This window comes from Bradyrhizobium sp. WYCCWR15520 (genome assembly GCF_056174665.1).
The window spans coordinates 34,861-58,879 of sequence record NZ_JBWBWM010000028.1; the positions used below are offsets into that span (position 1 = coordinate 34,861).

General features: G+C 59.8%; 23 protein-coding genes and 1 pseudogene. 11 read left to right on the plus strand and 13 right to left on the minus strand.

The annotated features are described in order from the left end of the window. Nucleotides 1–25 precede the first annotated feature (25 nt). Together neuC and AC0QUY_RS28735 are read right to left on the minus strand one after the other, a co-directional pair. Entirely contained in the window at nt 26–1,219 is a 1,194-nt protein-coding gene (neuC, locus tag AC0QUY_RS28730; protein WP_475389606.1) for a UDP-N-acetylglucosamine 2-epimerase, read from the minus strand. Continuing rightward, nucleotides 1,216–1,962 carry an acylneuraminate cytidylyltransferase family protein gene (locus tag AC0QUY_RS28735; protein ID WP_475389607.1) on the minus strand — a complete coding sequence of 249 codons (747 nt, stop codon included), beginning with the start codon at nt 1,960–1,962 and terminating at the stop codon, nt 1,216–1,218. Before AC0QUY_RS28735 ends, neuC begins: the two co-directional genes overlap by 4 nt. A 182-nt stretch (nt 1,963–2,144) precedes the next feature. Here AC0QUY_RS28735 and neuB point away from each other — a divergent pair, with 182 nt between their 5' ends. From neuB to AC0QUY_RS28775, 8 genes are read left to right on the plus strand one after another with little or no spacing between them, the layout of a single operon-like run. Continuing rightward, a complete protein-coding gene (neuB, locus tag AC0QUY_RS28740; protein WP_475389609.1) occupies nt 2,145–3,227 on the plus strand; it encodes an N-acetylneuraminate synthase in 1,083 nt (360 codons plus the stop codon). Continuing rightward, nucleotides 3,224–3,862, plus strand: a complete 639-nt coding sequence (locus AC0QUY_RS28745; RefSeq protein ID WP_475389610.1) for an acetyltransferase — start codon at nt 3,224–3,226, stop codon at nt 3,860–3,862. The genes neuB and AC0QUY_RS28745 overlap by 4 nt, the downstream gene beginning before the upstream one ends. Then, the gene (locus AC0QUY_RS28750) at nt 3,862–4,902 is read left to right on the plus strand and encodes a nucleotidyltransferase family protein (protein WP_475389611.1); all 1,041 of its coding nucleotides are present in this window, start codon (nt 3,862–3,864) and stop codon (nt 4,900–4,902) included. Before AC0QUY_RS28745 ends, AC0QUY_RS28750 begins: the two co-directional genes overlap by 1 nt. Then, nucleotides 4,899–5,711, plus strand: coding sequence for an SDR family oxidoreductase (locus AC0QUY_RS28755; RefSeq protein WP_475389612.1), 813 nt, complete (start codon nt 4,899–4,901; stop codon nt 5,709–5,711). Before AC0QUY_RS28750 ends, AC0QUY_RS28755 begins: the two co-directional genes overlap by 4 nt. Before the next feature lie 37 nt (nt 5,712–5,748). After that, on the plus strand, nt 5,749–6,933 hold the full coding sequence (locus AC0QUY_RS28760) for an N-acetyl sugar amidotransferase (RefSeq protein WP_475389613.1): 1,185 nt from the start codon (nt 5,749–5,751) through the stop codon (nt 6,931–6,933). Nucleotides 6,934–6,981: 48 nt separating this feature from the next. Continuing rightward, nucleotides 6,982–7,620 carry an imidazole glycerol phosphate synthase subunit HisH gene (hisH, locus tag AC0QUY_RS28765; protein ID WP_475389615.1) on the plus strand — a complete coding sequence of 213 codons (639 nt, stop codon included), beginning with the start codon at nt 6,982–6,984 and terminating at the stop codon, nt 7,618–7,620. 13 nt (nt 7,621–7,633) lie between these two features. Beyond that, nucleotides 7,634–8,410 (plus strand): imidazole glycerol phosphate synthase cyclase subunit, encoded by a 777-nt coding sequence (locus AC0QUY_RS28770; RefSeq protein ID WP_475389616.1) that lies wholly within the window; start codon nt 7,634–7,636, stop codon nt 8,408–8,410. 4 nt (nt 8,411–8,414) lie between these two features. Next, nucleotides 8,415–9,080: an LbetaH domain-containing protein gene (locus tag AC0QUY_RS28775; RefSeq protein WP_475389617.1), complete on the plus strand. Its 666-nt coding sequence runs from the start codon at nt 8,415–8,417 to the stop codon at nt 9,078–9,080. Here AC0QUY_RS28775 and AC0QUY_RS28780 read toward each other — a convergent pair whose 3' ends face one another. The 4 genes from AC0QUY_RS28780 to gmd form a co-directional block, all read right to left on the minus strand. Next, nucleotides 9,081–10,394, minus strand: a complete 1,314-nt coding sequence (locus AC0QUY_RS28780) for an aminotransferase class III-fold pyridoxal phosphate-dependent enzyme (RefSeq protein ID WP_475389619.1) — start codon at nt 10,392–10,394, stop codon at nt 9,081–9,083. Between the two features lie 169 nt (nt 10,395–10,563). After that, on the minus strand, nt 10,564–11,799 hold the full coding sequence (locus AC0QUY_RS28785) for a glycosyltransferase family 4 protein (protein ID WP_475389620.1): 1,236 nt from the start codon (nt 11,797–11,799) through the stop codon (nt 10,564–10,566). A 14-nt stretch (nt 11,800–11,813) separates the two neighbouring features. After that, nucleotides 11,814–12,785: a GDP-L-fucose synthase gene (fcl, locus tag AC0QUY_RS28790; RefSeq protein ID WP_475389621.1), complete on the minus strand. Its 972-nt coding sequence runs from the start codon at nt 12,783–12,785 to the stop codon at nt 11,814–11,816. Then, the gene (gene gmd / locus AC0QUY_RS28795) at nt 12,766–13,842 is read right to left on the minus strand and encodes a GDP-mannose 4,6-dehydratase (RefSeq protein ID WP_475389623.1); all 1,077 of its coding nucleotides are present in this window, start codon (nt 13,840–13,842) and stop codon (nt 12,766–12,768) included. Before gmd ends, fcl begins: the two co-directional genes overlap by 20 nt. Nucleotides 13,843–14,269: 427 nt before the next feature. On the opposite strand from gmd, the gene AC0QUY_RS28800 reads away from it, so the two are divergent. Then, nucleotides 14,270–14,743: a hypothetical protein gene (locus AC0QUY_RS28800; protein WP_475389625.1), complete on the plus strand. Its 474-nt coding sequence runs from the start codon at nt 14,270–14,272 to the stop codon at nt 14,741–14,743. Nucleotides 14,744–14,901: 158 nt separating this feature from the next. Here AC0QUY_RS28800 and AC0QUY_RS28805 read toward each other — a convergent pair whose 3' ends face one another. The 4 genes and pseudogenes from AC0QUY_RS28805 to AC0QUY_RS28820 all read right to left on the minus strand — a co-directional run. Beyond that, entirely contained in the window at nt 14,902–15,402 is a 501-nt protein-coding gene (locus AC0QUY_RS28805; RefSeq protein ID WP_475389626.1) for a D-glycero-alpha-D-manno-heptose-1,7-bisphosphate 7-phosphatase, read from the minus strand. A 134-nt stretch (nt 15,403–15,536) separates the two neighbouring features. Next, a complete protein-coding gene (locus AC0QUY_RS28810) occupies nt 15,537–16,412 on the minus strand; it encodes an NAD-dependent epimerase/dehydratase family protein (RefSeq protein WP_475389627.1) in 876 nt (291 codons plus the stop codon). A gap of 449 nt (nt 16,413–16,861) precedes the next feature. Then, entirely contained in the window at nt 16,862–17,107 is a 246-nt protein-coding gene (locus AC0QUY_RS28815) for a hypothetical protein (protein WP_475389628.1), read from the minus strand. Next, a pseudogene (locus tag AC0QUY_RS28820) lies at nt 17,091–17,261 on the minus strand (YqaJ viral recombinase family protein); the annotation flags it as partial. The gene AC0QUY_RS28815 and the pseudogene AC0QUY_RS28820, both read right to left, overlap by 17 nt. Before the next feature lie 106 nt (nt 17,262–17,367). Between AC0QUY_RS28820 and AC0QUY_RS28825 the strand changes: the two are divergent. Further along, nucleotides 17,368–17,784: a hypothetical protein gene (locus tag AC0QUY_RS28825; RefSeq protein ID WP_475389630.1), complete on the plus strand. Its 417-nt coding sequence runs from the start codon at nt 17,368–17,370 to the stop codon at nt 17,782–17,784. Nucleotides 17,785–18,972: 1,188 nt separating this feature from the next. Next, nucleotides 18,973–20,904, plus strand: coding sequence for a calcium-binding protein (locus tag AC0QUY_RS28830; protein ID WP_475389631.1), 1,932 nt, complete (start codon nt 18,973–18,975; stop codon nt 20,902–20,904). Nucleotides 20,905–21,670: 766 nt separating this feature from the next. On the opposite strand, the gene AC0QUY_RS28835 is transcribed toward AC0QUY_RS28830, so the two are convergent. The 3 genes from AC0QUY_RS28835 to AC0QUY_RS28845 all read right to left on the minus strand — a co-directional run bounded on the left by AC0QUY_RS28835 (nt 21,671) and on the right by AC0QUY_RS28845 (nt 23,909). After that, nucleotides 21,671–22,798, minus strand: coding sequence for an ERF family protein (locus tag AC0QUY_RS28835; RefSeq protein WP_475389633.1), 1,128 nt, complete (start codon nt 22,796–22,798; stop codon nt 21,671–21,673). Between the two features lie 3 nt (nt 22,799–22,801). Then, the gene (locus tag AC0QUY_RS28840; RefSeq protein WP_475389635.1) at nt 22,802–23,041 is read right to left on the minus strand and encodes a hypothetical protein; all 240 of its coding nucleotides are present in this window, start codon (nt 23,039–23,041) and stop codon (nt 22,802–22,804) included. 61 nt (nt 23,042–23,102) lie between these two features. Further along, nucleotides 23,103–23,909, minus strand: coding sequence for a YqaJ viral recombinase family protein (locus AC0QUY_RS28845; protein WP_475389636.1), 807 nt, complete (start codon nt 23,907–23,909; stop codon nt 23,103–23,105). Nucleotides 23,910–24,019 lie beyond the last annotated feature (110 nt).

Sequence of the window (24,019 nt, forward strand, 5' to 3'; positions counted from 1 at the left end):
TTGCGCAGGCAACAATGGCCGGCGGTTATTCGCCCTCCTTTGCGTGTTCCGGCGCGACGGTTAAATCATGGAAATGCTTCGGGAAAGCGCCACGAAGGTCGATCGTTCGAAGGGTTCCAGCAATCCTCTCCGATGCACCTCCACGGCCATAGGGCGGCTCTTCGTCCGGATCGGCCTGGAACCGACCTTCGAAGATGCGCGCCAAACTTGCGAGAATGGCGGCCGAATCGGCCGGGCAATCGATGATGGAGGCGGCACGCAGCCGGCCGTGCTGGCGGTCGCCGATATTGATCGATGGCACGCCGATGGCCGGCGCCTCCAGGATGCCGCTCGACGAATTGCCAACCACGGCGTCGGCAAGCCGTAGCGCTGCCCAGTAACGCTCGCTGCCGAGCGAGGTGAAGTGAAAGGCGCGGTCTGGTCTTGCCGCGACGAAGGCCTTGATGGCGTCGTCGATCGCGCGATAGCCGGGATCGGCGTTGACGCCGGTGAAGACGATGCTGCGGTCCTTAACCTCGGCGAGCGCGCCGAGGAGTGCGGCGACGTTCGTCGCGTCCGTATCCGGCCGCGCCGTGGTCGAATGCAGTGTGACCAGGAGGAAGCGTTCCGGGCCACTGATGCCGAGCTTCGTGAACAGCGCGGTCCGGTCGAGGACAGGCGCCGTGCTGGCGAGATCAAGGCCCGGTGAGCCGAAATTGAAGACGAAATCGGGATTCTCGCCCATCTGGATCACGCGCTGCCTATAGGGCTCGGCCGCCACGAAATGCAGGCAGGCCATCTTCGTGATGGCATGGCGGATCGCATCGTCGAAGGCCCCAGCGGTGATCTCGCCGCCATGGATGTGAGCGATCGGAATGTTCAACAGCGTCGCCGCGATCGCGGCAGCCAGCACCTCGTAGCGGTCGCCGAGCACAACCAGAACATCCGGCGCAAGCTGGGGAAGCACAGCGGCAAAGCCGGAAACGCCGATGCCGGTACCGCGTGCCACCGTCTCGGCGCGATCGTCGTGCAGTTGCAGATCGATCTTCGCCGCGATCGAAAAGCCGTCGGCCTCGATGGCCCGCCAGGTCTCGCCGAAGCGCGGCACGAGATGCATGCCGCAGGCGATGATGGTGAGATCGACGTCATCCACCGCCTTCAACCGCGTCAGGATGTCCCGCAGCAAGCCGTAGTCGGCCCGCGAACCAGTAACCACGGCGATGCGGCGGCTTGCGGTCATGGGGATTTCCGCCATGGCGACGCGTCGAGCATGCCGTGCTCAATGACATAGGATGCGTAGGCGAGGTCGGCGGCACTCTCGATTTCGATTGAATGCAGGCGGTCCATCATGATGCCATAGCTTGCGGAAGGATCGGCATAGATCTTTCGGTGCTTGCGTATCGCCTCCCAGCCCACGAGGTAGAGCGCACCGTTCATGGTGACTTCAGGCGCCTGGTCCTGCCGCCGCTGCGCCGTCGTCTTCAGCATCTTCTCGACGATGGCGCCGATCGAGCCGTCCTCGCCCAGCGTCCCGACGAAGATCGAGGCCACTTCGGTCTCACGCATGCCGACCACCAGACTCGCCTTGCGCTTGGCGAACAGCTCGACCGCCTCGTCGAAATGTTCCGGCCGCGCGAAGGGCGATGATGGTTCCAGGAGCATGATGGCGTCGTAGCGCCGCCCTTCATGCGTCTCGATCCAATCCATGGCGTGAAGCACCACGTCGTTGGAGGAGGCGGTGTCGGTCGCAAGCTCGGCCGGGCGCTCGAACAGTACCTCGGCGCCATGGTGCTTCGCCTCGGCCCGGATCTCCGCGCTGTCGCTGGATACGATCAGACGCGAGCAGTAGCGGCATTGCCGCGCCGCCTTTGCCTTGTAGCCGACTAGGCTGAGACCACCGACCTCGCGCAGGTTCTTGCCGGGCAACCCCTTGGATCCCCCGCGGCCCACCAGCAGGAACAATATCTCCGGCGAATTGGTCATTTGCTCTCGACAATCCCGCTGTTAGCGCCAAACAAGGGCCGGCGCGATTCGTCGCCGGCCTGGGGGCTGAAGGGAACGCCGCAAGCCGCCCGCTTGCGTTGCTTTTACCAGTGTACTCGACTAAGACAACTCCTTGATTGGCGGGCGATTTCGATCGCCCCCGCGCTCAGCGACGAAACCACATGGATCGCCCAACCCTGATCATTGCCGAGGCCGGTGTTAACCACAACGGCGATCGCGCGCGGGCGCTTGAGCTGGTGGAGGCTGCCGCGCGGGCCGGCGCCGACGTCGTCAAGTTTCAGTCGTTTCGTGCCGATAAGCTGGCGACTGCGGGGGCCGCGAAGGCGAGCTATCAGCAGGCGACCACCGGCAACGCGCAGTCGCAGCTTGAAATGCTGCGCGCGCTGGAACTCAGCGAGGACGACGAAGAACGCATTGCCGCGGCCTGCGTGGCAGCCGGTATCACCTACATGTCGACCCCGTTCGATGCCGACAGCGCCACGCATCTGGTCCACCGAATCGGCGTCTCGACGCTGAAAGTCGGATCGGGCGATCTCACCAACGCGCCGCTGCTGCTACATCTGGCGCGCTTTCGGTTGCCGATCATCCTGTCCACCGGCATGGCGACACTGGCGGAAGTGGAGCAGGCGCTTGGCGTCATCGCCTTCGGCTATTTCGGTGGCGCCACGGCGCGGCCGGCAAGTGCTGATTTCGCAAACCTTCTGCTCGACCGCGCGATCTGGACGGAACTGCGCGCCAAGGTCACATTGCTGCATTGCACGACCGAATATCCGGCAGATCCGCGCTCGATCAATCTGCGCGCGATGGCGACGCTGGGCGATGCGTTGGGGCTTCCCGTCGGCTTTTCCGATCACAGCCGCGGCATTCATGTTGCGGTAGCCGCGGTCGCACTCGGTGCGGTCGTGATCGAAAAACACCTGACGCTCGATCGCAATCTGCCGGGGCCCGATCACCGCGCCTCGATCGAACCCGACGAAATGGCGGCGATGATTGCGTCGATCCGCGACGTCGAGGCTGCGATGGGCGATGGCCGCAAGGTGCCCGCGCGGGAAGAGATTCCAAATCGCACGGTGGCACGGCGGAGTCTCGTTGCGATCCGCCCAGTTGGTGCCGGCGAGCGCTTCACCGAGGACAATCTCGGCGTCAAACGGCCCGGCAGCGGCATCCAGCCGATCGAATACTGGAGCTATCTCGGCAGGACGGCGCAGCGCGACTATGCGGCCAACGAGGCGCTGGAGCCATGAGCCTGATCGTGCTCTGCGCCGGCGGTCATGCCCGCGTCCTCATCGAGGCATTGCGGAGCCGTGGCATACGTCCTGCCGCGGTCATGGAGCGTGACACCGCACTCCTGGGCAGGGTGGTCGGGGGTGTTCCGATCACAGGACCCGACGAAGACATCCTGAAGATGAGCGTCGATTCGGTCGAGCTTGTGAACGGCCTGGGCAACCGCGCCTCGCGCACCGATTCGGGCCTGTCCGGGCGGCGTACGCTGTTTGGCCGTTTCGCGGCTCTGGGTTACAGGTTTCCGGTGATTTCGCATGTCTCCGCGGCGATTGCCTCGGATGCGACGCTCGGCGATGGCGCTCAGGTGATGGCGGGTGCCGTCATCCAGCCGGCGGCGCGGATCGGGCGGAATGTTCTGGTGAATACGCGCGCGGTGGTGGAGCATGATTGCATCGTGGGAGACCACGCACATGTCGCGCCGGGAGCGGTGCTCTGCGGCGGCGTGTCGATTGGCGAGAGCGCCCATATCGGGGCCGGCGCGGTGCTTTTGGTGGGCGTCAGCGTGGGAGCGGGAGCCGTCGTTGCCGCGGGCGCCGTGGTCGCAAAGAACGTTAGGGCCGGCGCCTTTGCCTGCGGCGACCGGATTGGTTCGTGATGAAAGAAATATTCGTCGTCAGTGAAGATACGCCTTTGATAGAGACGCTGCGGCGGATCGATCAGGGCCATTTGCAACTCGCCGTGGTCGAGCGTGACGGCAAGATCATCGGCACCGTCACCGACGGCGACGTGCGGCGCGCGCTGCTCGGCGGAGTCGGGCTCGATGCCTCTGTCGACCTCGTGATGAACCGCACGCCGATCACGGCGCCGCTCGGCATTTCCAACCCCGCCGCGCTCAACCTGATGCGCAAGCATTCGATCCACCAGCTTCCGATCGTCGATGCGGAGGGCAGGGTGGTCGAGGTCAAGCTGATCGATGATTTAGCGCTCGCGCAGCAATCCGACCACTGGGTGGTCCTGATGGCAGGTGGCCTCGGCTCGCGGCTGAAGCCGCTGACCGATGACATACCGAAGCCCCTGATCCGGGTTGGCGACAAGCCGATCCTGGAGACCGTGCTCAGCGGTTTCGTCAAGGCCGGCTTCGGCAAGTTCTTCATCTCGGTCAACTACAAGGCTGAGATGATCCGAGACTATTTCGGCGATGGCTCGGCCTGGGGCGTCGAGATCAGTTATCTCCAGGAGAGCGCGCGCCTCGGCACCGCGGGCGCATTGTCGCTGTTGCCCGAGCGGCCAACGCAGCCATTCTTTGTCATGAACGGCGATCTGCTTACGACGGTGAATTTCGAGCAGATGCTGAAATATCATCGCGAGCACCAGGCGTTCTCTACTGTCTGCGTGCGTGAGCATTCGGTGACCGTGCCGTTCGGCGTGGTCGACTTCAACGATCATCGTCTGCTCGGCATCCGCGAAAAGCCGACCCAGAAGTTCTTCGTCAACGCGGGCGTCTATCTGCTCGATCCGGACGTGCTCGATCATCTCGATGGCAACGAGGCCGTGGACATGCCGACCCTGATCGAGCGGACGATCGCCACCGGCAAGCGTTCCGTGGTGTTCCCGCTGCGGGAATACTGGATTGATGTTGGCCGGCTCGACGATCTGCAGCGCGCCTCCGACGAGTTTCAAAGGATATTCGGATGAGCATCGAACGTTCGCTCCGCGAGATGATGTCACTCGACGGGCGCGTCGCTGTCATCACCGGAGGCGCCGGTCATATCGGCCGCGCGATTGCGAGCGGTCTGGCCGAGCTCGGCGCTACGATCGCGCTGGTGGATATGGCGGCGTCCGCTGGCAAACAGGCTGCGGCGGAGCTCGCGAAGAACTGGTCGGTCAAAGCGGACATGTTCGACTGCGATTTCGAGCAGGGAGAGGCGGTGAAGGATCTGCCGCGACGGGTACGCGAGGCATGCGGCGGCATCGACATCATCGTTAATTGCGCGGCCTTTGTCGGCACCAGCGGCCTTGAAGGGTGGGCCGTGCCGTTCGAGCAGCAGTCGGATGCGACATGGCGCCGGGCGCTCGAGGTCAACCTGACCGCGCCGTTCGTCCTGATACAGGCCGCAGCCGAGGATCTGGCCAAGTCCGGCCATGGCAGCGTGATCAATATTTCTTCGATCTACGGGCTCGCCGGCCCGGACTGGCGGCTTTACGAGGGAACCGCTCTGGGAAACCCCGCGGCCTACGCCGCAAGCAAGGGTGGCCTGGTCCAGATCACGCGCTGGCTTGCCACGACCATGGCCCCGAAAGTCCGGGTCAATGCGGTGGCGCCCGGAGGCGTCTTCAGGGCGACGCCAGAGCCCTTTTTGAGCCGGTATGTGGCCCGCACGCCGCTTGCGCGCATGGCGCGGGAGGACGATATGAAAGGCGCTGTGGCCTATCTAGCGAGCGATTTGTCGGCCTATGTGACAGGTCAGTGTATTGCGGTCGACGGGGGGTGGACGGCGTGGTAAGCCGACGACAAATCATGCAATCGCGAGAATCTCTGAAATGTTGAGCTGTAGCAAATGCTTGTTGCCGGAAACGGCGGAGGCAACATCGTTCGACGAGGCTGGTTCCTGCAGCGTTTGTCGTCAGATCGAGGTCCGGGACACCCAGATTGACTGGGACGATCGCTACAAGCAGCTCATGGAGCTGGTCGGCCAATACCGCGACAAGGGTCTTTACGACTGCATCCTGCCCTATTCGGGCGGCAAGGACAGTGTGTTCCAGCTCTGGTACGTCGTGCGCAAGCTCGGCTTGAAGCCCCTGGTGGTGCGCTTCGATCACTGGTTCTACCGGCCGCTAGTCGAAGAGAACAACACCAGCGTGTTCAAGCAGCTCGGCGTCGACGTCTTGAACTTCACGCCGAACTGGCACGTGGTGCGCGAATTGATGCTGGAGTCGTTGAAGCGCCGCGGCGACTTCTGCTGGCACTGCCATACCGGCATCTATGCCCACACGATGCAGATCGCGATCCGCTACGAAACGCCGCTTCTGATCTGGGGCGAGAGTCTCGCCGAATACCAGTCGTTCTACTCCTACGACGAGATGGAAGAAGTCGACGAGAAGCGCTTCAACCGCGCCATGAACCTCGGCATTACCGCTGACGACATGTACGAATTCCTCGGCGGCCGCGTCGCCAAGCGCGACCTCTATCCGTTCGTCTATCCGCCGCGCAAGGAATTGATGCGGATCAAGTGCCGCTCGGTCTGTCTCGGCAGTTACATCAAGTGGGACACCAAGAAGCACGTCGACATCATCAAGAGCGAGCTCGGCTGGAAAGGCCAGGAGGTCGAGGGTATTCCGCCGGAATACGACTATGAGAAGATCGAGTGCTTCTTCCAGGGCGTGCGCGACTACCTGAAATACATCAAGCGCGGCATGGGACGGACCAACCATCTCGCCAATATCGACATCCGCAACAAGCGCATGACGCGGGAGCAGGGTGAGGCGCTGGTGCGAGAATATGACGGCAAGCGGCCGCCGAGCCTCGATCTCTTCCTCGATTATCTGCAGCTGTCCGAGGAGCAGTTCCTGGGCATTGCGATGAAGCACGAGGTCAGTCCGTGGCAGTTCTCGCCGAATCAGGTTGAGCCGGGCCGCCGGATGCCCGACATGGATAAGTGGGATCGCACGCAGGTCCCCTGGCAGAACCATCCGGGCGTCGAGATTGGCGGCGGCAAGGACGACTAGTCGAGGTTGATCGGGTAGCGCGCTGAGGGCGCCGGGGGGAGCGGGGTGATGTCAGGCGTTGCGATCGTCGATTATGGCATCAACAATGTGCGGTCGGTGCGCAACGCCGTCGAATATTGCGGCTTTGACCCGGTCGTGACCCATGATGCCGGCACGATCGCGGACGCCTCACACGTGATCTTGCCCGGTGTCGGCGCGTTCGGCGACGCCATGACCAATATCCGCGCCCGCGGCATCGATGAGATTCTGGAACGGCATGTTCGAGAGAAGGGCAAGCCGTTCCTTGCGGTGTGTCTGGGCATGCAGCTCCTCGCCAAATCCTCCGAGGAGCATGCCGATGACGGCGTGCTCCATCGCGGACTCGGCTGGTTCGATGCCGACGTGCTGCGCTTGATGCCGAACGATCCCGCGCTGAAGATCCCGCATATGGGATGGAACATGGTGGCGAAGGAACGCAACCACCCGATCCTTTCCAATATCCGCGAGGGCAATCTGGCTTTCTATTTCGTGCACAGCTTTGCCATGCGCTGCAACGTGTCGGAGGACGTGGTCGGCCATGCACAATATGGCCAGCAGGTGACCGCAATCATCGCCCGAGATAATATCGCCGCCACTCAGTTCCACCCCGAGAAGAGCCAGGACAGCGGGATCGAGCTGATGAGCAATTTCCTTCGCTGGAATCCTTGAGAACTAGCCTGCGATGCTGAAGAAGCGCCTGATCCCGAAATTCCTGCTGCGTGACGGCAGGCTCGTCAAATATGTCCGCTTCTTTGAGAACGAGCGTGCCGCCGGCAATCCGGTGACGACGGCGAAGGTCTACAACGACTACGGCGTCGACGAACTGATCGTGCTCGACATCGTACCGAGCGAGGCCTCGCGTCACCGCGTGGTCGAGATCATCGAGCGGATGTCGGAAGAGATCTTCATGCCGTTTACGGTCGGTGGTGGGGTCAAGACGCTCGATGACGTCAACGCGCTGCTTCGGGCCGGCGCCGACAAGGTGTCGGTGAACTCGGAAGCGGTTCGGCGGCCGGAATTTTTGCGCGAGGCCGCGCGCACCTTCGGCGACCAGTGCATGACGGTGTCGATCGACTATAAGAAGATCAGTCCTCATCACGCCAGCGTGTTCATTGACGGCGGCCGCGAGCACGTAGCCCTCGATCCGATCGAATGGGCGCAGCGTTGCGAGGACCTTCATTGCGGCGAGGTGCTGCTCGGCTCCATCGACCGAGACGGCACCATGAGCGGTTACGACCTCGACATGATCCACAGGGCTGCAAACGTGCTGAGCGTGCCCCTGATCGTGTCCGGCGGCTGCGGCTCACTGCAGCACGCGATCGATGCGCTGGAGGCCGGCGCGTCCGCGGTTGCGATCTCTTCGATGTTCCTGTTCACCGATCACAGCCCGATCAAGCTGCGCAGCCATCTCTTCTCGCGCGGCCTCGATGTGCGGGCGAGTTCCAGCAGCAGGAACTAGCACCGTGCAGCTCTCGCTTCAGCGTAATGACCTCGCCGTCTATGTGCGAAAGCAGTTCGAGAATCTGTTTCCAGATGGTGCCGATCTTGGCGACCTGCCGAAATTCGTGGACCTTGCGCTCGGACGGATCGAGCACTGCTTCTCGCGCATGAGGCTCAAGGGCTTTTTTGTCAATGGCGAGGCGCGATTCTCACATTGGCACTCCGACCAGTACGCGATCTTCCTCTACTACCTGGCAAATACCGTGTTCCGCGAGCGACCGGGCCATCCTGTTGCCGACAAGGCCTACGCGCTCAACAAAGCCTTGCACGCGCTCGACGCATTCTACGAGGTCGAGTTACCCGACATATTCGCGGTCCAGCATCCGGTCGGCACTGTGCTCGGCCGTGCCAGCTATTCCGATTATTTCATCTGCTACCACAACTGCACGGTCGGCGCGAACCTCGAGAACGACTATCCGTCGTTCGGCCGCGGCATCGTGATGTATGGCGGCAGCCGCGTGATCGGGAAGACCGCCGTCGGCGACAACACCTTCGTGTCGACGGGCGCAATCATCATCGACGGCGGCGCGCTGGCCGCCGACAGCGTGCTGCATGGCATCTATCCGAAGGCCGCTCGCTCGCCGACGTCGCGCAACGTGAGGCGCGATATTTTCGGTGTGGACGCCTGATCAGGTCAGCCGCTTGAACCCGGAATGAGCGACCGGGCCGCGCAGCAATTGTTTGACGGCCTTCTGGTCCACTGCGGTGCGCAGCTCGCGGAACACCTCGTTCACGGTCTCAAGATAGCGGTCGACATGGGCGTCGGTATGCGCCCACATCGCATAGAACGATCCAGTGGCAAGGATGCCGCGGTCGAGCATCATCTGCGTGAACAGTGTACGCACCTCCTGCGCGTCAGGCAGATCGAAGGCGAAATGTCCGAGCGGCGAGATGCCGGAGATGTGCACCGGCAGGTCGGTTGCCTGCGCGGCGTGGGTCCAGCCCTCCTGGATGCGAGAGCCGATGCGCATCAGATGCTTGGCGACATTCTGCTCGCGATGCTTGCGCAAGGTTGCAAGTGCTGCAACAGGGCCGACGCGCTCGGTCCACGCAGTCGAGCTGACAAAGGTCTCCTGCGCCGCATCCATCGCCGACGCGCGGCCAACGATCGCTGCCATCGGAAATCCGTTGGCAATGGCCTTTGCGAATACCGCAATATCAGGATCGACGCCATAGGCGAGATGTGCGCCGCCGGAATTGATGCGAAGGCCCGATGTCACCTCGTCGAAGATCAGCACGGCCCCGCAGCGGTCGGCGAGTGCGCGGATACCCTTGATGAAGGCGGGTTCAGGCTCGCTTGAGCGGACCGGCTCCATCACGATCGCGGCGAGCCGCTCGCCGTTCGCGGCAACGATCGCCTCGATCTCGTCGAGCTTGTTGAAGTGGAACGGATGCATCAACCCGGCAAGACCGCGCGGCACCCCTTTGGTATCGAGGCCCGGCAGCAGGTGGCCATCGAGTGCAGTGGTCTCGCCGAGATTGGCACTGAGATACCAGTCGTGCCAGCCGTGATAGCCGCAGAATGCCACCATGTCGCGGCCGGTGGCCGCGCGCGCGATGCGGATTGCGATTGCCATCGCTTCGCCGCCGGCGCGGCCGAAGCGAACCATGTCCGCCCAGGGATGCAGCTCGATCAGGAGTTCCGCGAGCTCTATATCCTCGGCGCAATTCAGCGTCGACATCGAGCCCATATCGATAGCGGTCTTCACCGCGGCATCGACGTCGGGATCGGCAAAGCCGAGGATGGTGGCGCCGATGCCGCAATAGCTCATGTCTAGATAGGTCCTGCCGTCGAGGTCGACGACTTCAGCGCCCTTGGCCGACTTGAAATAGGTCGGCCACTGCTCGGGCAGGAACATTTCGGGCCGTTTGGAGAGCAATTGCGTTCCGCCAGGCATGACCTTGCGCGCGCGCCGGTAAAGCGTTTGGCCAGTGCTCGACATCGCATATTTCTCCTGCAGGGAAGCAGGCGGTGGATACCCTAAGCCCCCCAGTCAGGCAAGGTGCCGTCCCCGGCCACCGAATTGCATAAGGGGGCTCGCCACGGCACCGTCTCTCTTGACGAGCAGCGCGTGACGCGCACCCGCGGAGAGTTCTGCGGACCAGGCGCCTTCACGTTGTTTGACCGCTTCTGCGGTCCATCCTTGCCTGCGTGACGTCGTTGACGACGCGGCGATAAAGGCCAAGCGCGGCTTCTTCACGGTATTTGTAGGCAACGCTGGCCGCTCGCATTCCTTTTTCGGTCGTCGCCTGACGATCTCGTGCAGCTTCCCGGATAGCGCGGGCGAGCTCGACCGGGTCCTCGGGCGCCACCACCCATCCGATGGCCTCTTCACCGAGCGCCAGAGCTCCTTCAGAATTTGCTTCTGACGCGATAACAACCGGCCGGCCGACGGCCAGGAGATTGTAGAGGCGGCTCGGAATCGATACGCCGGCGATACTTCGGCGATAGGGTATCACCCAAAGATCCGCCGCCGACAGGAATGCGATAAGCTCATCTTCGGGGACCGGGCTCAGGATCGTGACGTTGGCGAGGCTTTCCTGGGCGTACAGGTCATTCAATTCCTTCCAGCCAACGCCCCATCCGGACAAGATGAAGTGAATGTCGCTGTCTGACTGCAGAAGTCTTGCTGCCTCAAACACCGTTGCAGGAGAGTGCGTGAAGCCGAGGTTGCCTGATAGGCCGACGATGAATTTGGAGGCCCCCGGAGCGCGGAAACGGCTGGATGGGTCGATCTCCCGGTATCCGATGGGGATAAGAGGCCAATTGGGGATGATGTGAAGCTTGTCTGGTCTGACGCCCGGATACTTCAGGATCAGGGGCGGCACATCCCGCCCGATGACGACGATAGCATCCAGGCTTCGAAACAGGAGCGTGTTGGCGAAGCGGATGAGCCGGGCCGCAAAGGACTTGGATTGGATCAGACCGGCCGCTTCGAGCGCTTCAGGATAGAGATCATAGATGAGGAGCAGCTTCGCCGCGCCGCGCAGTTTCGCCGCCAGAAGCACGGTGTAAGGCAACGTGAAAGGAGACGTTACGCAGAAGACGACGTCGCTGGATGTTGCTCGCCTCAAGACCGAGAAGAACATCCGTGCGGCCAGCAGGCAAACCGCCGCTGCGCGTTGCGCGAGCGCGGATTTGCGCGGGCTCCAGTTTTTGATTTCGATAACGGCCGGATTGTTGAGCGGATCGGCGCTAAGCGAATTCGGGTTGGGCGTCGCGGAAATAACGACAACCTGGTTATCTGCCGCGAGTGTTTCGGCGATCTTGCCCAGATACACCGCCGTCGTGCTCGTATCCGGAGGATAGAACTGAGTAGCGAGGATCAGCCGTGCAGAGTTGTGCATGTGTGAAGGCTGTCTTAAATATCAGGCTCTGATCGTCGATCTGTCGCCTGTTCCGTTCGGTATGCTTGGTAGGCGAGCTTGATGCCCTCCTCGAGCGAGGTGCTGGCGCGCCAGCCAAGCTTGGCCAGCCGGCTGACGTCGAGCAGCTTGCGCGGCGTGCCGTCGGGCCGTGAGGTGTCGAAGCTAATCTCGCCAGTATAGCCGACCGTCGTCCCGACCACGCGGGCGAATTCGGCGATGGTGATGTCTTCGCCGGTGCCGATATTGACCAGTTCGTTGTCCGAATAGGTCTTCATCAGATGGATGCAGGCGTCGGCGAGATCGTCGACATAGAGGAATTCGCGCCGTGGCGTCCCGGTGCCCCAGACCACGACTTCCCTGGCGCCGGAAACCTTGGCTTCGTGGAAGCGGCGGATCAGCGCGGCGACGACATGGCTGTATTCAGGATGATAATTGTCGCCGCTGCCATAGAGGTTGGTCGGCATCACGTTGATGAAGTCGGCGCCGTACTGGCTGCGATAGGCCTCCACCATCTTGATGCCGGCGATCTTGGCAATCGCGTAGGGCTCGTTGGTCGGCTCCAGCGGCCCCGTCAGCATGCAGTCCTCGCGCAGCGGCTGCGGCGCAAGTTTGGGGTAGATGCAGGACGAGCCGAGGAACATCAGCTTCTCGGCGCCATGGACGTGCGCCGCATGGATCACGTTCGAGGCGATCGCCAGATTGTCGTAGAGGAATTCGGCGCGCAGCGTGTTGTTGGCGACGATGCCGCCGACCTTGGCCGCCGCCAGAAACACCACCTGTGGACGTTTGGCGGCGAACCACGCATTGACCGCGGCCTGATCGCGCAGATCGACCTCATTGCGGGTCGCGGTTAAGAGTTCGACCTGTTCCTGTGCCAGCCGGCGCACCAGCGCCGAACCGACCATGCCGCGATGGCCGGCGACGTAGGCCGTCTTGCCCCTCAGTTCAAACGGCAGGCTTGCCATTGGCGACCTCCCGCCGCGCTTCTGCGAGATCGCTCGCGACCATTTCCTTGACCAGTTGGGCAAACGACGTCCTGGGCTTCCAGCCGAGCTTGTCCCGGGCCTTGCTGGCGTCGCCGACCAGAAGATCGACTTCGGTGGGGCGGAAGTAGACGGGGTCGATGCGCAGGATGGTCTTGCCGGACTTTTTGTCGACGCCGGTCTCGTCGACGCCCTGGCCACGCCATTCGATGCGGCGGCCAACTTCGGCAAACGCCACCTCGACGAACTCGCGCACCGAACGGGTCTCGCCGGTCGCCAGCACGAAATCGTCTGCCACGTCCGCCTGCAGGATTTTGTGCATGCCCTCGATATAATCCCGGGCATGGCCCCAGTCGCGCTTGGCGTCGAGATTGCCGAGATAGAGCGTGTCTTCGAGGCCGACCTCGATGCGGGCGACGCTGCGGGTGATCTTGCGGGTCACGAAGGTCTCGCCGCGGATCGGGCTCTCATGGTTGAACAGGATGCCGTTCGAGGCAAACATGCCGTAGGCCTCGCGGTAGTTGACCGTGATCCAGTAGCCGTACAGCTTGGCGACGCCGTAGGGCGAGCGCGGGTAGAACGGCGTGGTCTCCTTCTGCGGCACTTCCTGGACCAGGCCGTAGAGCTCTGAGGTCGAGGCCTGATAGAACCGCGTCTCCTTCTCCATGCCGAGAATGCGGATCGCTTCCAAGAGCCGCAGCACGCCGATGGCGTCGGCGTTGGCGGTGTATTCCGGGCTTTCAAAGCTGACGCCGACATGGCTCTGGGCAGCGAGGTTATAGATCTCGGTCGGCCTAATCTGCTGCATCAGCCGGATCAGGTTGGTCGAGTCGGTCATGTCGCCGTAATGCAGCAGGAACGGCACGCTGCACGAATGCGGATCCTGGTAGAGGTGATCGATGCGCGCGGTGTTGAACGAGGACGACCGCCGCTTGACGCCGTGGACCTCATAGCCGAGGCCAAGCAGATATTCGGCGAGATAGGCGCCGTCCTGGCCGGTGACGCCGGTAATCAGCGCAACAGGCGATTTCCGTGTCATAGCTCCAACCTATACAAAGTTCTGGAAGATCCCGTACGAGACGCGTGACGCGAATCATTGGCGAGTAGGCCACAATCTAAAGCTCGCCGGCGCTTCCCGTGCTGATTCGGTTGCCGTTCACGAGTTTATCCAAGCCGGCCCGGCCCTCCTTAACCTAAAAAAGTTGGCAAATGCAAGCGAAGGCCTCTGTTCGTTCGGCCGTCGGCTCCGTCATCTGCATCTCAGCGCTAAGATGGTTCAATCTGCGTCCCGAGCCGAGCGCATCGACGGTCGACGTGCGAAAAACAAACAGTTAGAGTAGAAGGGTTCCGCAGCTGCGCGATGTGTCTGGTGCGGAGGCGTCCGGTTGTGTATCTCATGGACTCACTCTATTCGCTTTCTGAAGGACGGCTTTGCCAACACGAACCGGCTGCTATAAATCACATTTGTGGCCATTGTCCCCGTGATCGTCTCAAATAAGCTCATCAAGCTGTCCTGCGCTATCGCTGCAGTTTGCACCTATTTTGTTGCAGCACATTGGCTGCAGGTTACCTACGCGCCAGATCCAAACCTCGCTTTTGGCCCTGACGTTCCGGGTGCGAAGATCCGGCTCATGCCACCATTTGCGCAACTCGAAGGCTCGAAATTCGCAGTAGCGAAGGAGAGATATAAGTTGTTCGACGATTTGGCCGACTCCGAAGATAACCACGGCCGCTCCACCATTGAACTTTACGAGAATGACACACGTCTAGGACCGGCACACAGCGATCATTCGGACATCGCCAAGTTAGGCCGCGGCCGTTTTTCTCATTGGAGGAAGAATGGCACGACGGTATATTGGTCTTCAAGCGACAATACTGATCCAGCGACGAATGGTAGAGCTTATTGGATGGTCAGACCCTCTCAATCTGAAAAACATTAGCTCCATGCCAGGTAATGTTGATGCTGTCACTGACAATCCCACTGCGTGGTCGATGCTTTATCGCTCATCTCTAACCGCTAGATACCTTGATTACTGTTAGCGGCCGCACCCATTCGATCTAGCACTCAGGATCGATGCGGACGAAGTATACTAAGTCCTCATTCCAGGATCGATCTCAAGAAATGCTCGAGGTTCTGGCCCGCAAACAGATATCCTTTTATTCCAGCCGCCCGTGCTGCTTCCAGATCAGTGAACTTGTCGCCTATGAGAATGCTGCGACTGACGTCCACCGGAAAGCGCTTTAACAGATCGTTGATCATGCCTGGAGCAGGCTTGCGTCGATGGCTTACTCGACGATACCGCTCTATCACGGCCTCGGGATGATAAGGACAGTACTCGAACGCATCAATATATGCTCCGATTCTGGCCAAATCGTTCATCATCACCTTGTGTAATGCTTCAACGTGAGTTTCCTCATAGAAGCCTCTGGCCACGCCCGATTGATTGGTAACGACGAATACAAAGTAACCAGCATCATTGGCTGCTTTTATTGCTTCGCGTGCGCCATCAATCCACCTCAGCTTGCTGATGTCGAACACATAACCGCTATCCTCGTTCAGTACTCCATCCCGATCGAAGAAAACTGCTGGTCTCTTCATTTCGCTACCTTGAGGCCACGGAATGCCATCCGGCCAGAGCTAACTAGATTTTCCAATTCTGGCTTTGAATGGTACAGGAGCTTTGCTGCGTCGCAGCTGTGAAGAACCTTGTTGCTGCCACGAGCGCAATTCCCTCAGGATGGCTCCCAACCGATCGCGAGCAGTTTGGTTGGAGGAGCCACCAGGGGCCGCCCGATCCGTTCCCAAACTGCTGTCTGGCCTGTGGCGTTAAGCGCTGCTCTAATCCATCTTTCGGGCGCAGGAATCAACCAAGGTGATCTGCCCATGCCGACGCGGTGACGAGCGATGAGATCTGCGACCGTTACCGGTTTGGGATCCGATACGATAAAAGTTTCTCGCTTCGCGCGGGGGCTGTTGAGCGCCATCTCGACCGCCAAGTTGAAGTTTTGAATCGACAGGACGGATCTCTGCGCGGTCAGCGATCCGAACGGCAGCGGGATGGGGAGACGCGAAAGCCGGTGAACGGCCGCGAAGTTTCCTTTCTCGCCGTCACCATAAATCACGACGGGCCGCAAGATCGTGAATGAAATGCCCGTCGCGCGGATGGCCTGTTCAGCGGCGAACTTGGATCGTCCATACGCATTATAAGGCGTTGGAAAATCATCCTCGGTCAGCTCATGATCTGCATAAGACCCGGACTGAGCGGCGATCGAAGAAACGAAAACTAGATGCTTTGTACCGCCGCGGGATATCGCCCGCGCAAGCGCCGACGTCGCACGATGATTAACTCGATCGTAAAGACTGTCATCGGCATGTTTGTGCGCTATTCCGGCGAGATGTACCACCGTGTCGCATTGCGACAGGAGGGGCTGCCAGTCGAATAGCATCGATATGTCCGGAAGAGAGACGGCGGCGATGTTCGGATTATCAAAAGTAAATGCCGCTCTTGATGCCGCGATCACCTTGTACCCCCGCATGGCGAGGTAGCGAACGAGATGGCGTCCGACGAACCCGTCGGCGCCGGTCACGAGCACTCTGGGTTTTTCCATGTTGAGGCCATCCTGGCAGAATGATGCCACGGCGCTCTTTTGCGATCCGGTCGGCCCCTCAGCAGGCCCAAGTCGCGAGATCATAAGCCCGGTGACAGGTTCTGGCCAAACTTGCTGTTGCATGAAATCCGCAATTTAAGAACTGAACGACAAGCGTAGGGCGGCCAATATAGCCGCCCGAATCAGATCTGGCCAACTAACGGTTAGCAAGGGAACTCCCAGCAAAGGCTAGCTTATACCCGTGGAAGATATTGAAAGCAGCAAGATCCGGCAAGGTGTCGGGTGCATCTAGGTCGTTATCTCCAGCGATAATCTCCAGTGCAAATAGTACGTACGCCGGGCGTATGTCAGGGTCGTTCCCATCCGGCGGAGTGTCTCGGTCTCTCTGCTAGAACAGACTGGCCAATCTGCGGAAAGCCACTCGCCGGATGAATGGGCGAGCAACGTGATCAATGAATCTGCGTCGCACTTGGTTCAGTCCGAGTAGTTTGTATGGTTGCAATCTCCTGCTGGCTTAAGGCCTTTCGAACAATGTCTAGACCGCTCGCCTGAGAGGCGTAGCGAAAGGTGCGATGCTCCTTGCGCGGCAAGGGGGAGCGGATCGCCGCCACCAAGGTTTCCGGGTTGGTCGGTTCGGCCTGCGCTTTAGCAAGCGCCGCCACGATCGCGCCAATGCGCTCACTGGACCGGTGCATAAGCCGTTTCCATCTCAATCGGATCCAAAACTGATCGCGCAAGACTTCGAGCGCTTCGCTCGGATATCGTGCCCGACGGCCTCCTTTGCGTCCTCAGGGAGGGTTGCTTGAGCTCTGCTTTGGCAATCTCGTGATTCTGGTGCGCGGAGCGTGTCCCCTCATTAGAGGAAACTATAATCTGCCTCAATGTCGGTTAAGTGGCAGACAAAAACCGCTCCACTCGTGATAGTTGCATAACGTCACCGATGGACCCACCCCACATGCAAGTCAGTGGTAAATTGAAATGGGCAGTGGCCGGCATTATCGGCTATTTCGCGCTCGCCTCTTACTTCAAGTATTCCTACCCTCTTTCAGGAAAAGAGTTTGCTGTCCTTCGTGGCTTCGAGCGATTGGGAGATTCGCACTATGCCGTGGTTGCACATAGTTGGGTTCCCAGAGGCGCGCGATTAGGCGAAGCGGATTCCGAGGACGATAACGAGCGCTCTCGCGTGTTGATCTATGAAGACGACAAACCGCTAGGCCCACCGCACAGCTCGCACGCAGATATTGCCAGGCTGGGCATGGGCCGTTTCTCACACTGGCGCGGTCAGGGCTTTGTGTTTTCCTCGAGCGACAACAGTGATCCGGCGACCAATGGTCGTTCATACCGAGCCGTCGTGCCGGGGACAACCGATTAGGCCATCTCACTCAGCCGACCTTATCATTCTGATACTCGGACGCACGAACCTTCAGCGCGCAAGATCAAGCTCGGGCGCGCGCGCAGCAAGTGGGTGCATCCGGGACGTAGAGTAATGACGCTGGTCAGGTGTCCGGCGGAAAGTAGCGTCGCAACGTCAACCTGATTGCGAAGTACAGAACGACGCACGTCACAGCGACAAAGGCGATACCAGACGGCATGATACTTTTTCCTACTACACTAAACGCGCACTCGAAATTACCAGAAAACCTTCGAATGGAACCCAAGCTAAATTCTGTCGGGAAAGAGGGCTTAGTTTCCTCCTCTTGAGGTAACATGGTGGCAAAGAGCCGGTTCGCGGAAGGCTAGCCCTAAAGTTCTCTATGAATCGGCGTTGAAAGACCTAGTCCTGTTCGACGCCCGCATGGCGCGATCTGGGCCAACGTGGTCGCCACCGTTCTCTGCAACGAGGACTAGCGCCTCCCTGGCGGCCTTGCCGTCGGCACTTCCTGTAGGTGGCGGCATCCCTCAAGGTGAGGAGCTAACGGCCACTCGGAAGCGGTATTGGAATCCTCAAACGAGGTCGACTAGGGCAACAAAAATCTACTCAGGCAATGATCTCGGGTGGTCCTGATGTTCAATCCGATTTGCGCCGATTTTTTTCGCGCGCTGGTCTGTGACGTTGGTCATTGGGTCAGTCCAGACGTCGATGTGGACGTGTCCGAGAACGTCGAGAGCCGGACACTATGAGCAGGGCCGCGCCAGCGTGAACCCGACGGGCCCGCTCTTCCCCCGATGCATTTCACATGAGGGCCAGCATCACAACCAGCATCATACACACGACGGTGCGTCGTCCCATCCGGTTCACGCCAGAACCTCAAACTCAAACGCAAGGACGTCGGGGTCCTTAACTGCTCGGGTATGATGATAGCTTCAGCAGAGACCATAACCTGGCCCGCTTACTGCCACCCTCGAAATCCGATCGCACGTCGGCGCCGCGCTTACCGCGGGCCTGCCGGACGAACTGCGGTCCGATGTCCGATAGCGGACGCGATTAGGTCAGCGATCCGCGGGCAGGTGGCTGGATCGATAATCGCCGCAGAAGACGACGAGCCATTTAGGGGTACCCCTGGAACTTTCCAATTTTTCCCGAATTGCTGCCGCCGGCAGGATTTCGGGAGGAATGGTCATGGCTACTGGCGCTTTTGATCCTATCACCGGCGTTCTCACTGTCGTCGACGACTCTGCGGACAACGTAACAACGGTCTCGCGCAATGTCGCTGGCGAGATCCTGATTGACAGCGGAGCGGTCCCTGTTCTCGGAGGAACACCCACTGTCGCAAACACTGCGCTCATTCAGGTGTTTGGTCTTGAGGGCAACGACACTCTCACCTTGGATGAATCAAACGGTGCCCTCCCACGCGCTACGATTTATGGAGGTACGGGTAACGACGCAATTACTGGTGGCTCGGGAGCAGACACGCTTTTCGGCGAGGCGGGTGACGATCAACTCTTTGGGAGGGGCGGTGCCGACTTTCTGTTCGGCGGAGGTGGAAATGACACACTTACCGGCGGCGACGGTGACGATCAAGTTTTTGGCGAAGATGGCAACGATCGCCTAGTGTGGAATCCCGGTGATGACAGCGACCTCTTCGAGGGTGGGAGCGGAATCGACACCGCAGAAGTGAACGGCGGCAATGGCAGCGAGACCTTTACAGTTAGCCCAAATGGTAGCCGCGTGCGTTTTGATCGCATCGACCCAGCTCCGTTCACACTGGACATCGGTACGACTGAGAATCTCGTCCTGAACATGAATGGCGGAGACGACATTTTCTCCGCATCAGGCAATCTATCTTCGCTAATCCAGATGACGGTGGATGGCGGTGCTGGCAATGACACGATCGGAGGCGGCAACGGAGTTGACCTTCTCTTGGGCGGAGAAGGCAATGACCGTATCGATGGAAACCAGGGGAATGACGTCGCCCTCCTCGGCACAGGCAACGATCTGTTCATATGGGATCCCGGTGATGGCAGCGACACCGTTGAAGGACAGGCCGGCTATGATGCCCTGATCTTCAATGGGGCAAATGTGAGCGAGAACTTCGACGTCTCAGCGGACGGCGACCGAGGCCACCTGTTCCGAAACGTAGGCAACATCAATATGGACCTCAACGATGTCGAGGCTATCGTGGTTCGCGCCCTCGGGGGCGCAGACACCATCACCGTCGGCAATACGGCCGGCACTGATGTTTCGGAGATATCGATCGATCTCGCTCCGACGATAGGAGGCGTGGGTGGAGATGGTCAGATTGATAGCGCAATCGTCAATGGCACCTCTGCGAACAATACGATCCAGATTGCCGGCGTCGGAGCCGATTACACGATCTCCGGAGCGAGCGCCTTCGTATCGGTGTTGTCGTCCGAAGCGCAGGATCAACTAACCGTAAATGGTCTTGGCGGCGACGACTTCATTTCGGCAGCGTCGCTGTCCGCGACTGTGAATCTCACCCTCCTTGATGGCGGAGCAGGAAATGACACGATCATCGGTAACGCATCCGCAAACACCATAGTTTGCGGAGATGGGAACGACTACCTGATCGGATTAGGTGGAGACGACACGCTCATTGACGGATCCGGCTTGAACACCCTTCAGGGCGGGACAGAAGACGACCTCTACGCAGTTCAGTCGCAGAATGATAGCATCGTCGAGTTTGCGGCTGAAGGAACCGATGAAGTGCAGACCTTTTTGACTTCGTACACTCTGCCGCAGAATGTCGAGAACCTAGTGTTTGTTAATAACGTGTCCCATACGGGTATCGGTAACTCCGGGAACAACCGTTTCACAGGTGCCGGTGCAGATGACACTTTCACCGGAGCAGGAGGAGCCGACATTTACGACTATCGCGTCGCCGGCAACGGTCTCGACACGATCAATGACTTCGACGTCACAAATGCTTCGCCGGATCATGATCTGATCGACCTCTCAGGAAGAGGATTGAACTTTGCGTCGTTATCCGTGACCGTCGTTCCTGGTGGATCCGTCATCGGAATTCCGGGCGGGGATGCTATTTTCCTCAAGGGAGTTACAACCGGGATTGATAACGGAGACTTCCTCTTCTAGGCCGTGTTGCAAGCTTCTGACGATGACGCGCATTGATGTCGACAACGATCGACCGCGTTCGATGGTCGACGGGAAACGTTCGCTGCCTTATCGCTTCGACTCGCTCTGCCTGTCGCTATATCGACGGAATGTCGTCCCGCGTTAGGATGGCAACACCCCTGCACCAGCAGCGATGCCGCTCTTGGTTAGTATAGCTCGCATATCTATCACTCTGAACGATGATGGCGCTTTGCGTTATCTCATGTGATGACGATTGTTTATCTCACGGAGCAAAGACATGCGGCGGTTTTGAGCGCTATTTAGCAAGACCTCAAAGCCAAGAAGACATCACATCACGTATCTGCGGATAGACCTGCGTGTTCATTGCATTCGAGTCGTATCCGTAAGTCGCAAGGCGCACGTCGATTACGCGTGCTGCCGTTGGTGTCTATTCGCCAGATCCGGGCGTTTCGTCGGATGTGGTAGTGCGCGGCTTCCTCCATCTCGGGTAGCAATTCGGCGAGATCGATATGTCAGGCTCTGTTCGATAGCTTTTTAAGTGATCCAACGACTGTGCCGCAATACGCGGTAGCGCTAGATCTCCCAGGACAATTCAACCACATCGATCACCAGCAGCCAGTCGATCACAGTGCTTGGTGCGAGGTTGGCGGATTTTGTTTGGCGCGTCAGCTCATATCTTTCGAGTGCAGGAGCAAGGGCGGAACCGAGAGTGATTCGAGCTCCGCGGGTTGATAGTGTTAGGCCTTGAGGGTATTGATCGGCGCATTCATGTTGCGAGTCCCGGGGACCTCGTTGTGTGTGCGGCGTTTGCCAATACCGCAGCTCCGTCTTGGCCGCCGGTGTGGCTAGTGTCCCACAGTTTTTTGGCAATAGGCATCGGCGCGATCTGCATGTTCGCCCACCAAGCCTTCTCGTTACCGTGGCGATGCAAATCTTGATGGTGAGTACGGCAGAGTGGCACGGTAAACTCGTCGCTGACCTTGCGCCCCAAGGCTTTTGTTTGGGCGAACTTCAGGTGGTGCGGGTCTGAAGGCATTTGTTTGCAGATTAGACATGGCTGACTTCGTACAAATGAGAGATGTGCTTTGCTCCGCTTGCGGACAGGTTCCTTGGGGAAAGCCAGATGAGCCACCGGCTCTTCCACGACACTCGGCGCGGAAGGTTCTCCTTGTATGCTGCCGCCCAACAAGCCGGCGGAAAGGATGATTTCTCCGAGCCTCTGTTGGTACGCGGTTTCGATCAACCGGGCATGGTCCTCCAACAGGGCATTCTTACGCAGAAGCCCATTTTCGGCCCAAGTCAGAAGTTCGTTCTCGGCGGCTAGGGAAAGGATCTCGCCCAGCATCTGGTCCTTCAGTTGGGCGGATTGGTCTTGGCTCAAGATTGGGGAACGTTGCAGAACGTTCCTGTCCTGTTTTCTCTTGGACCCGGTGGCAGTACGAAGTTCGGTGGGCCGAGGACTCGGCAACGTCTTCGGCGCATCAAGATCGTCCTCTCCGGCAATGCCGACCAAGGTGAACAGGGCATAGCGCCGGGCATAGGTCAGGGCTGCGCCCATCCGGTGGGGAGCCATCATTTCGGCGACTGGGCACACCGGCCATTCGGAGGAAATCCATTCGCCCGAGGTGTGGAACAAGGTGGTGGTGAGCTTGATCAGCCCGGTCTCCGGCTCAATTGCCGTAGCTTGCACGGTAGCGATTTCGTGTTTCGTGAGGCACTTGCGCACGATGTCAAGGCCGCTGGCGAGCGAGGCATAGCGGAAAGTGCGGCTCTCCTCGTGCGGGAAGGGAGAGGCGATGGTTGCGGTCAGCGATTTCTCCGGGTTTTCCAGTTCAGCCTGAGCTCTGGCGAGCGCTCCGGTGATTTGGCTGATGGTGTCGCTTGACCGCGGCATTGGCTATCTCCGGGGATACAGCTCGGCCAAGAGGTCAACCTGGATCGCCAGGACCAGCCCGGCGATGACCATCTGCTGCTCCAGGTGGCCGGCCAGGCTAACGAGGACGTCGTCTTGTTCGCAGCTCGATCGAAAGGCGCATAACTTTCTCCAAAGCTCACTGAACAGCTCGAAGGCCGTCTGGTACAGCTCCGGTGGATCACGCGAAGGATCGAGGTGGACGAAGTCAAACGGCGGTTGCATGGGCAGACCCCGCGATGCTCGAATTGGCGCGACTAATGTTCGGTGTACGATGCCGAGGTACCTAATCGATGCCTACCAGTTCGAAGCTGATCGCTCCCGATTTCGAGCGCTTGGCCCGAACGCCATGGCCGTCTGCTTGCTTGGCATCTTCAGGGACCAGCAATTTCAGCTCCATTTTGGACCGCTCATGCTCCAGCGCGGCCGCCCGCGTCCGGCGATAGATCTCGGCAAACTCCGCCCACACGTTTGAGCCGGTCATATCGACGACACGCACCGCCTCGAGACGCGGTCGTGGCGGTTCCACCCCGAAGAGTCGGGGTGGCTCGCCGGTCTCGACGCAGCGCCAGAACTTCTTCTCCGCCGTGAGCAGGAGATGCTGGTAAAGAGGGTCGGCATGAACTTTGATTTCCACCCATTTGCCACCGCCGGTGATGATCGACAGTACCGCTGCGCGGGCGGCAACCACCCACATGTTGTGCTGCAGCTGCGGCATATGCTTTTCAGCCGCCGCCTCCTCGGAGAAATTCCAGGGCAGCATGAACTTGGCCTCGAATACCTCGCCGGTCTGATTAACCTGCCCGTCCAGGGTCGCGGCCATCCACTTGTGGACGGGATGCGCAAGCCGCTGCTGCACGTATTCGACGGCGTAGCCCGTTTGCCGCTCGTACCAGGCTCGGTTGAGGTGCTCGGTCACCGTGCCGAGCTGCACCAGCAGATCCCCTGACAAGTCCTCCGGCTCAATCTCACCGCGCTTTTCCTTCCAGAGCCGGAGTAGAGCGGCTGGATTGTCGCCCATGATGATCCGGGCATCAGAGCCGCCGATGAAGCTGCGCCTACTGGTTGAATCAGCTAACATTCGAAATTGCATGATTTCCTTCCTCCCGACACCAAGGTAGTTTTTCGTCACTATGACACGAAATCAGTACAATGTCATTATAACCGGAGGGCCGGACATTGCAACCGAAATCAGGACAATGT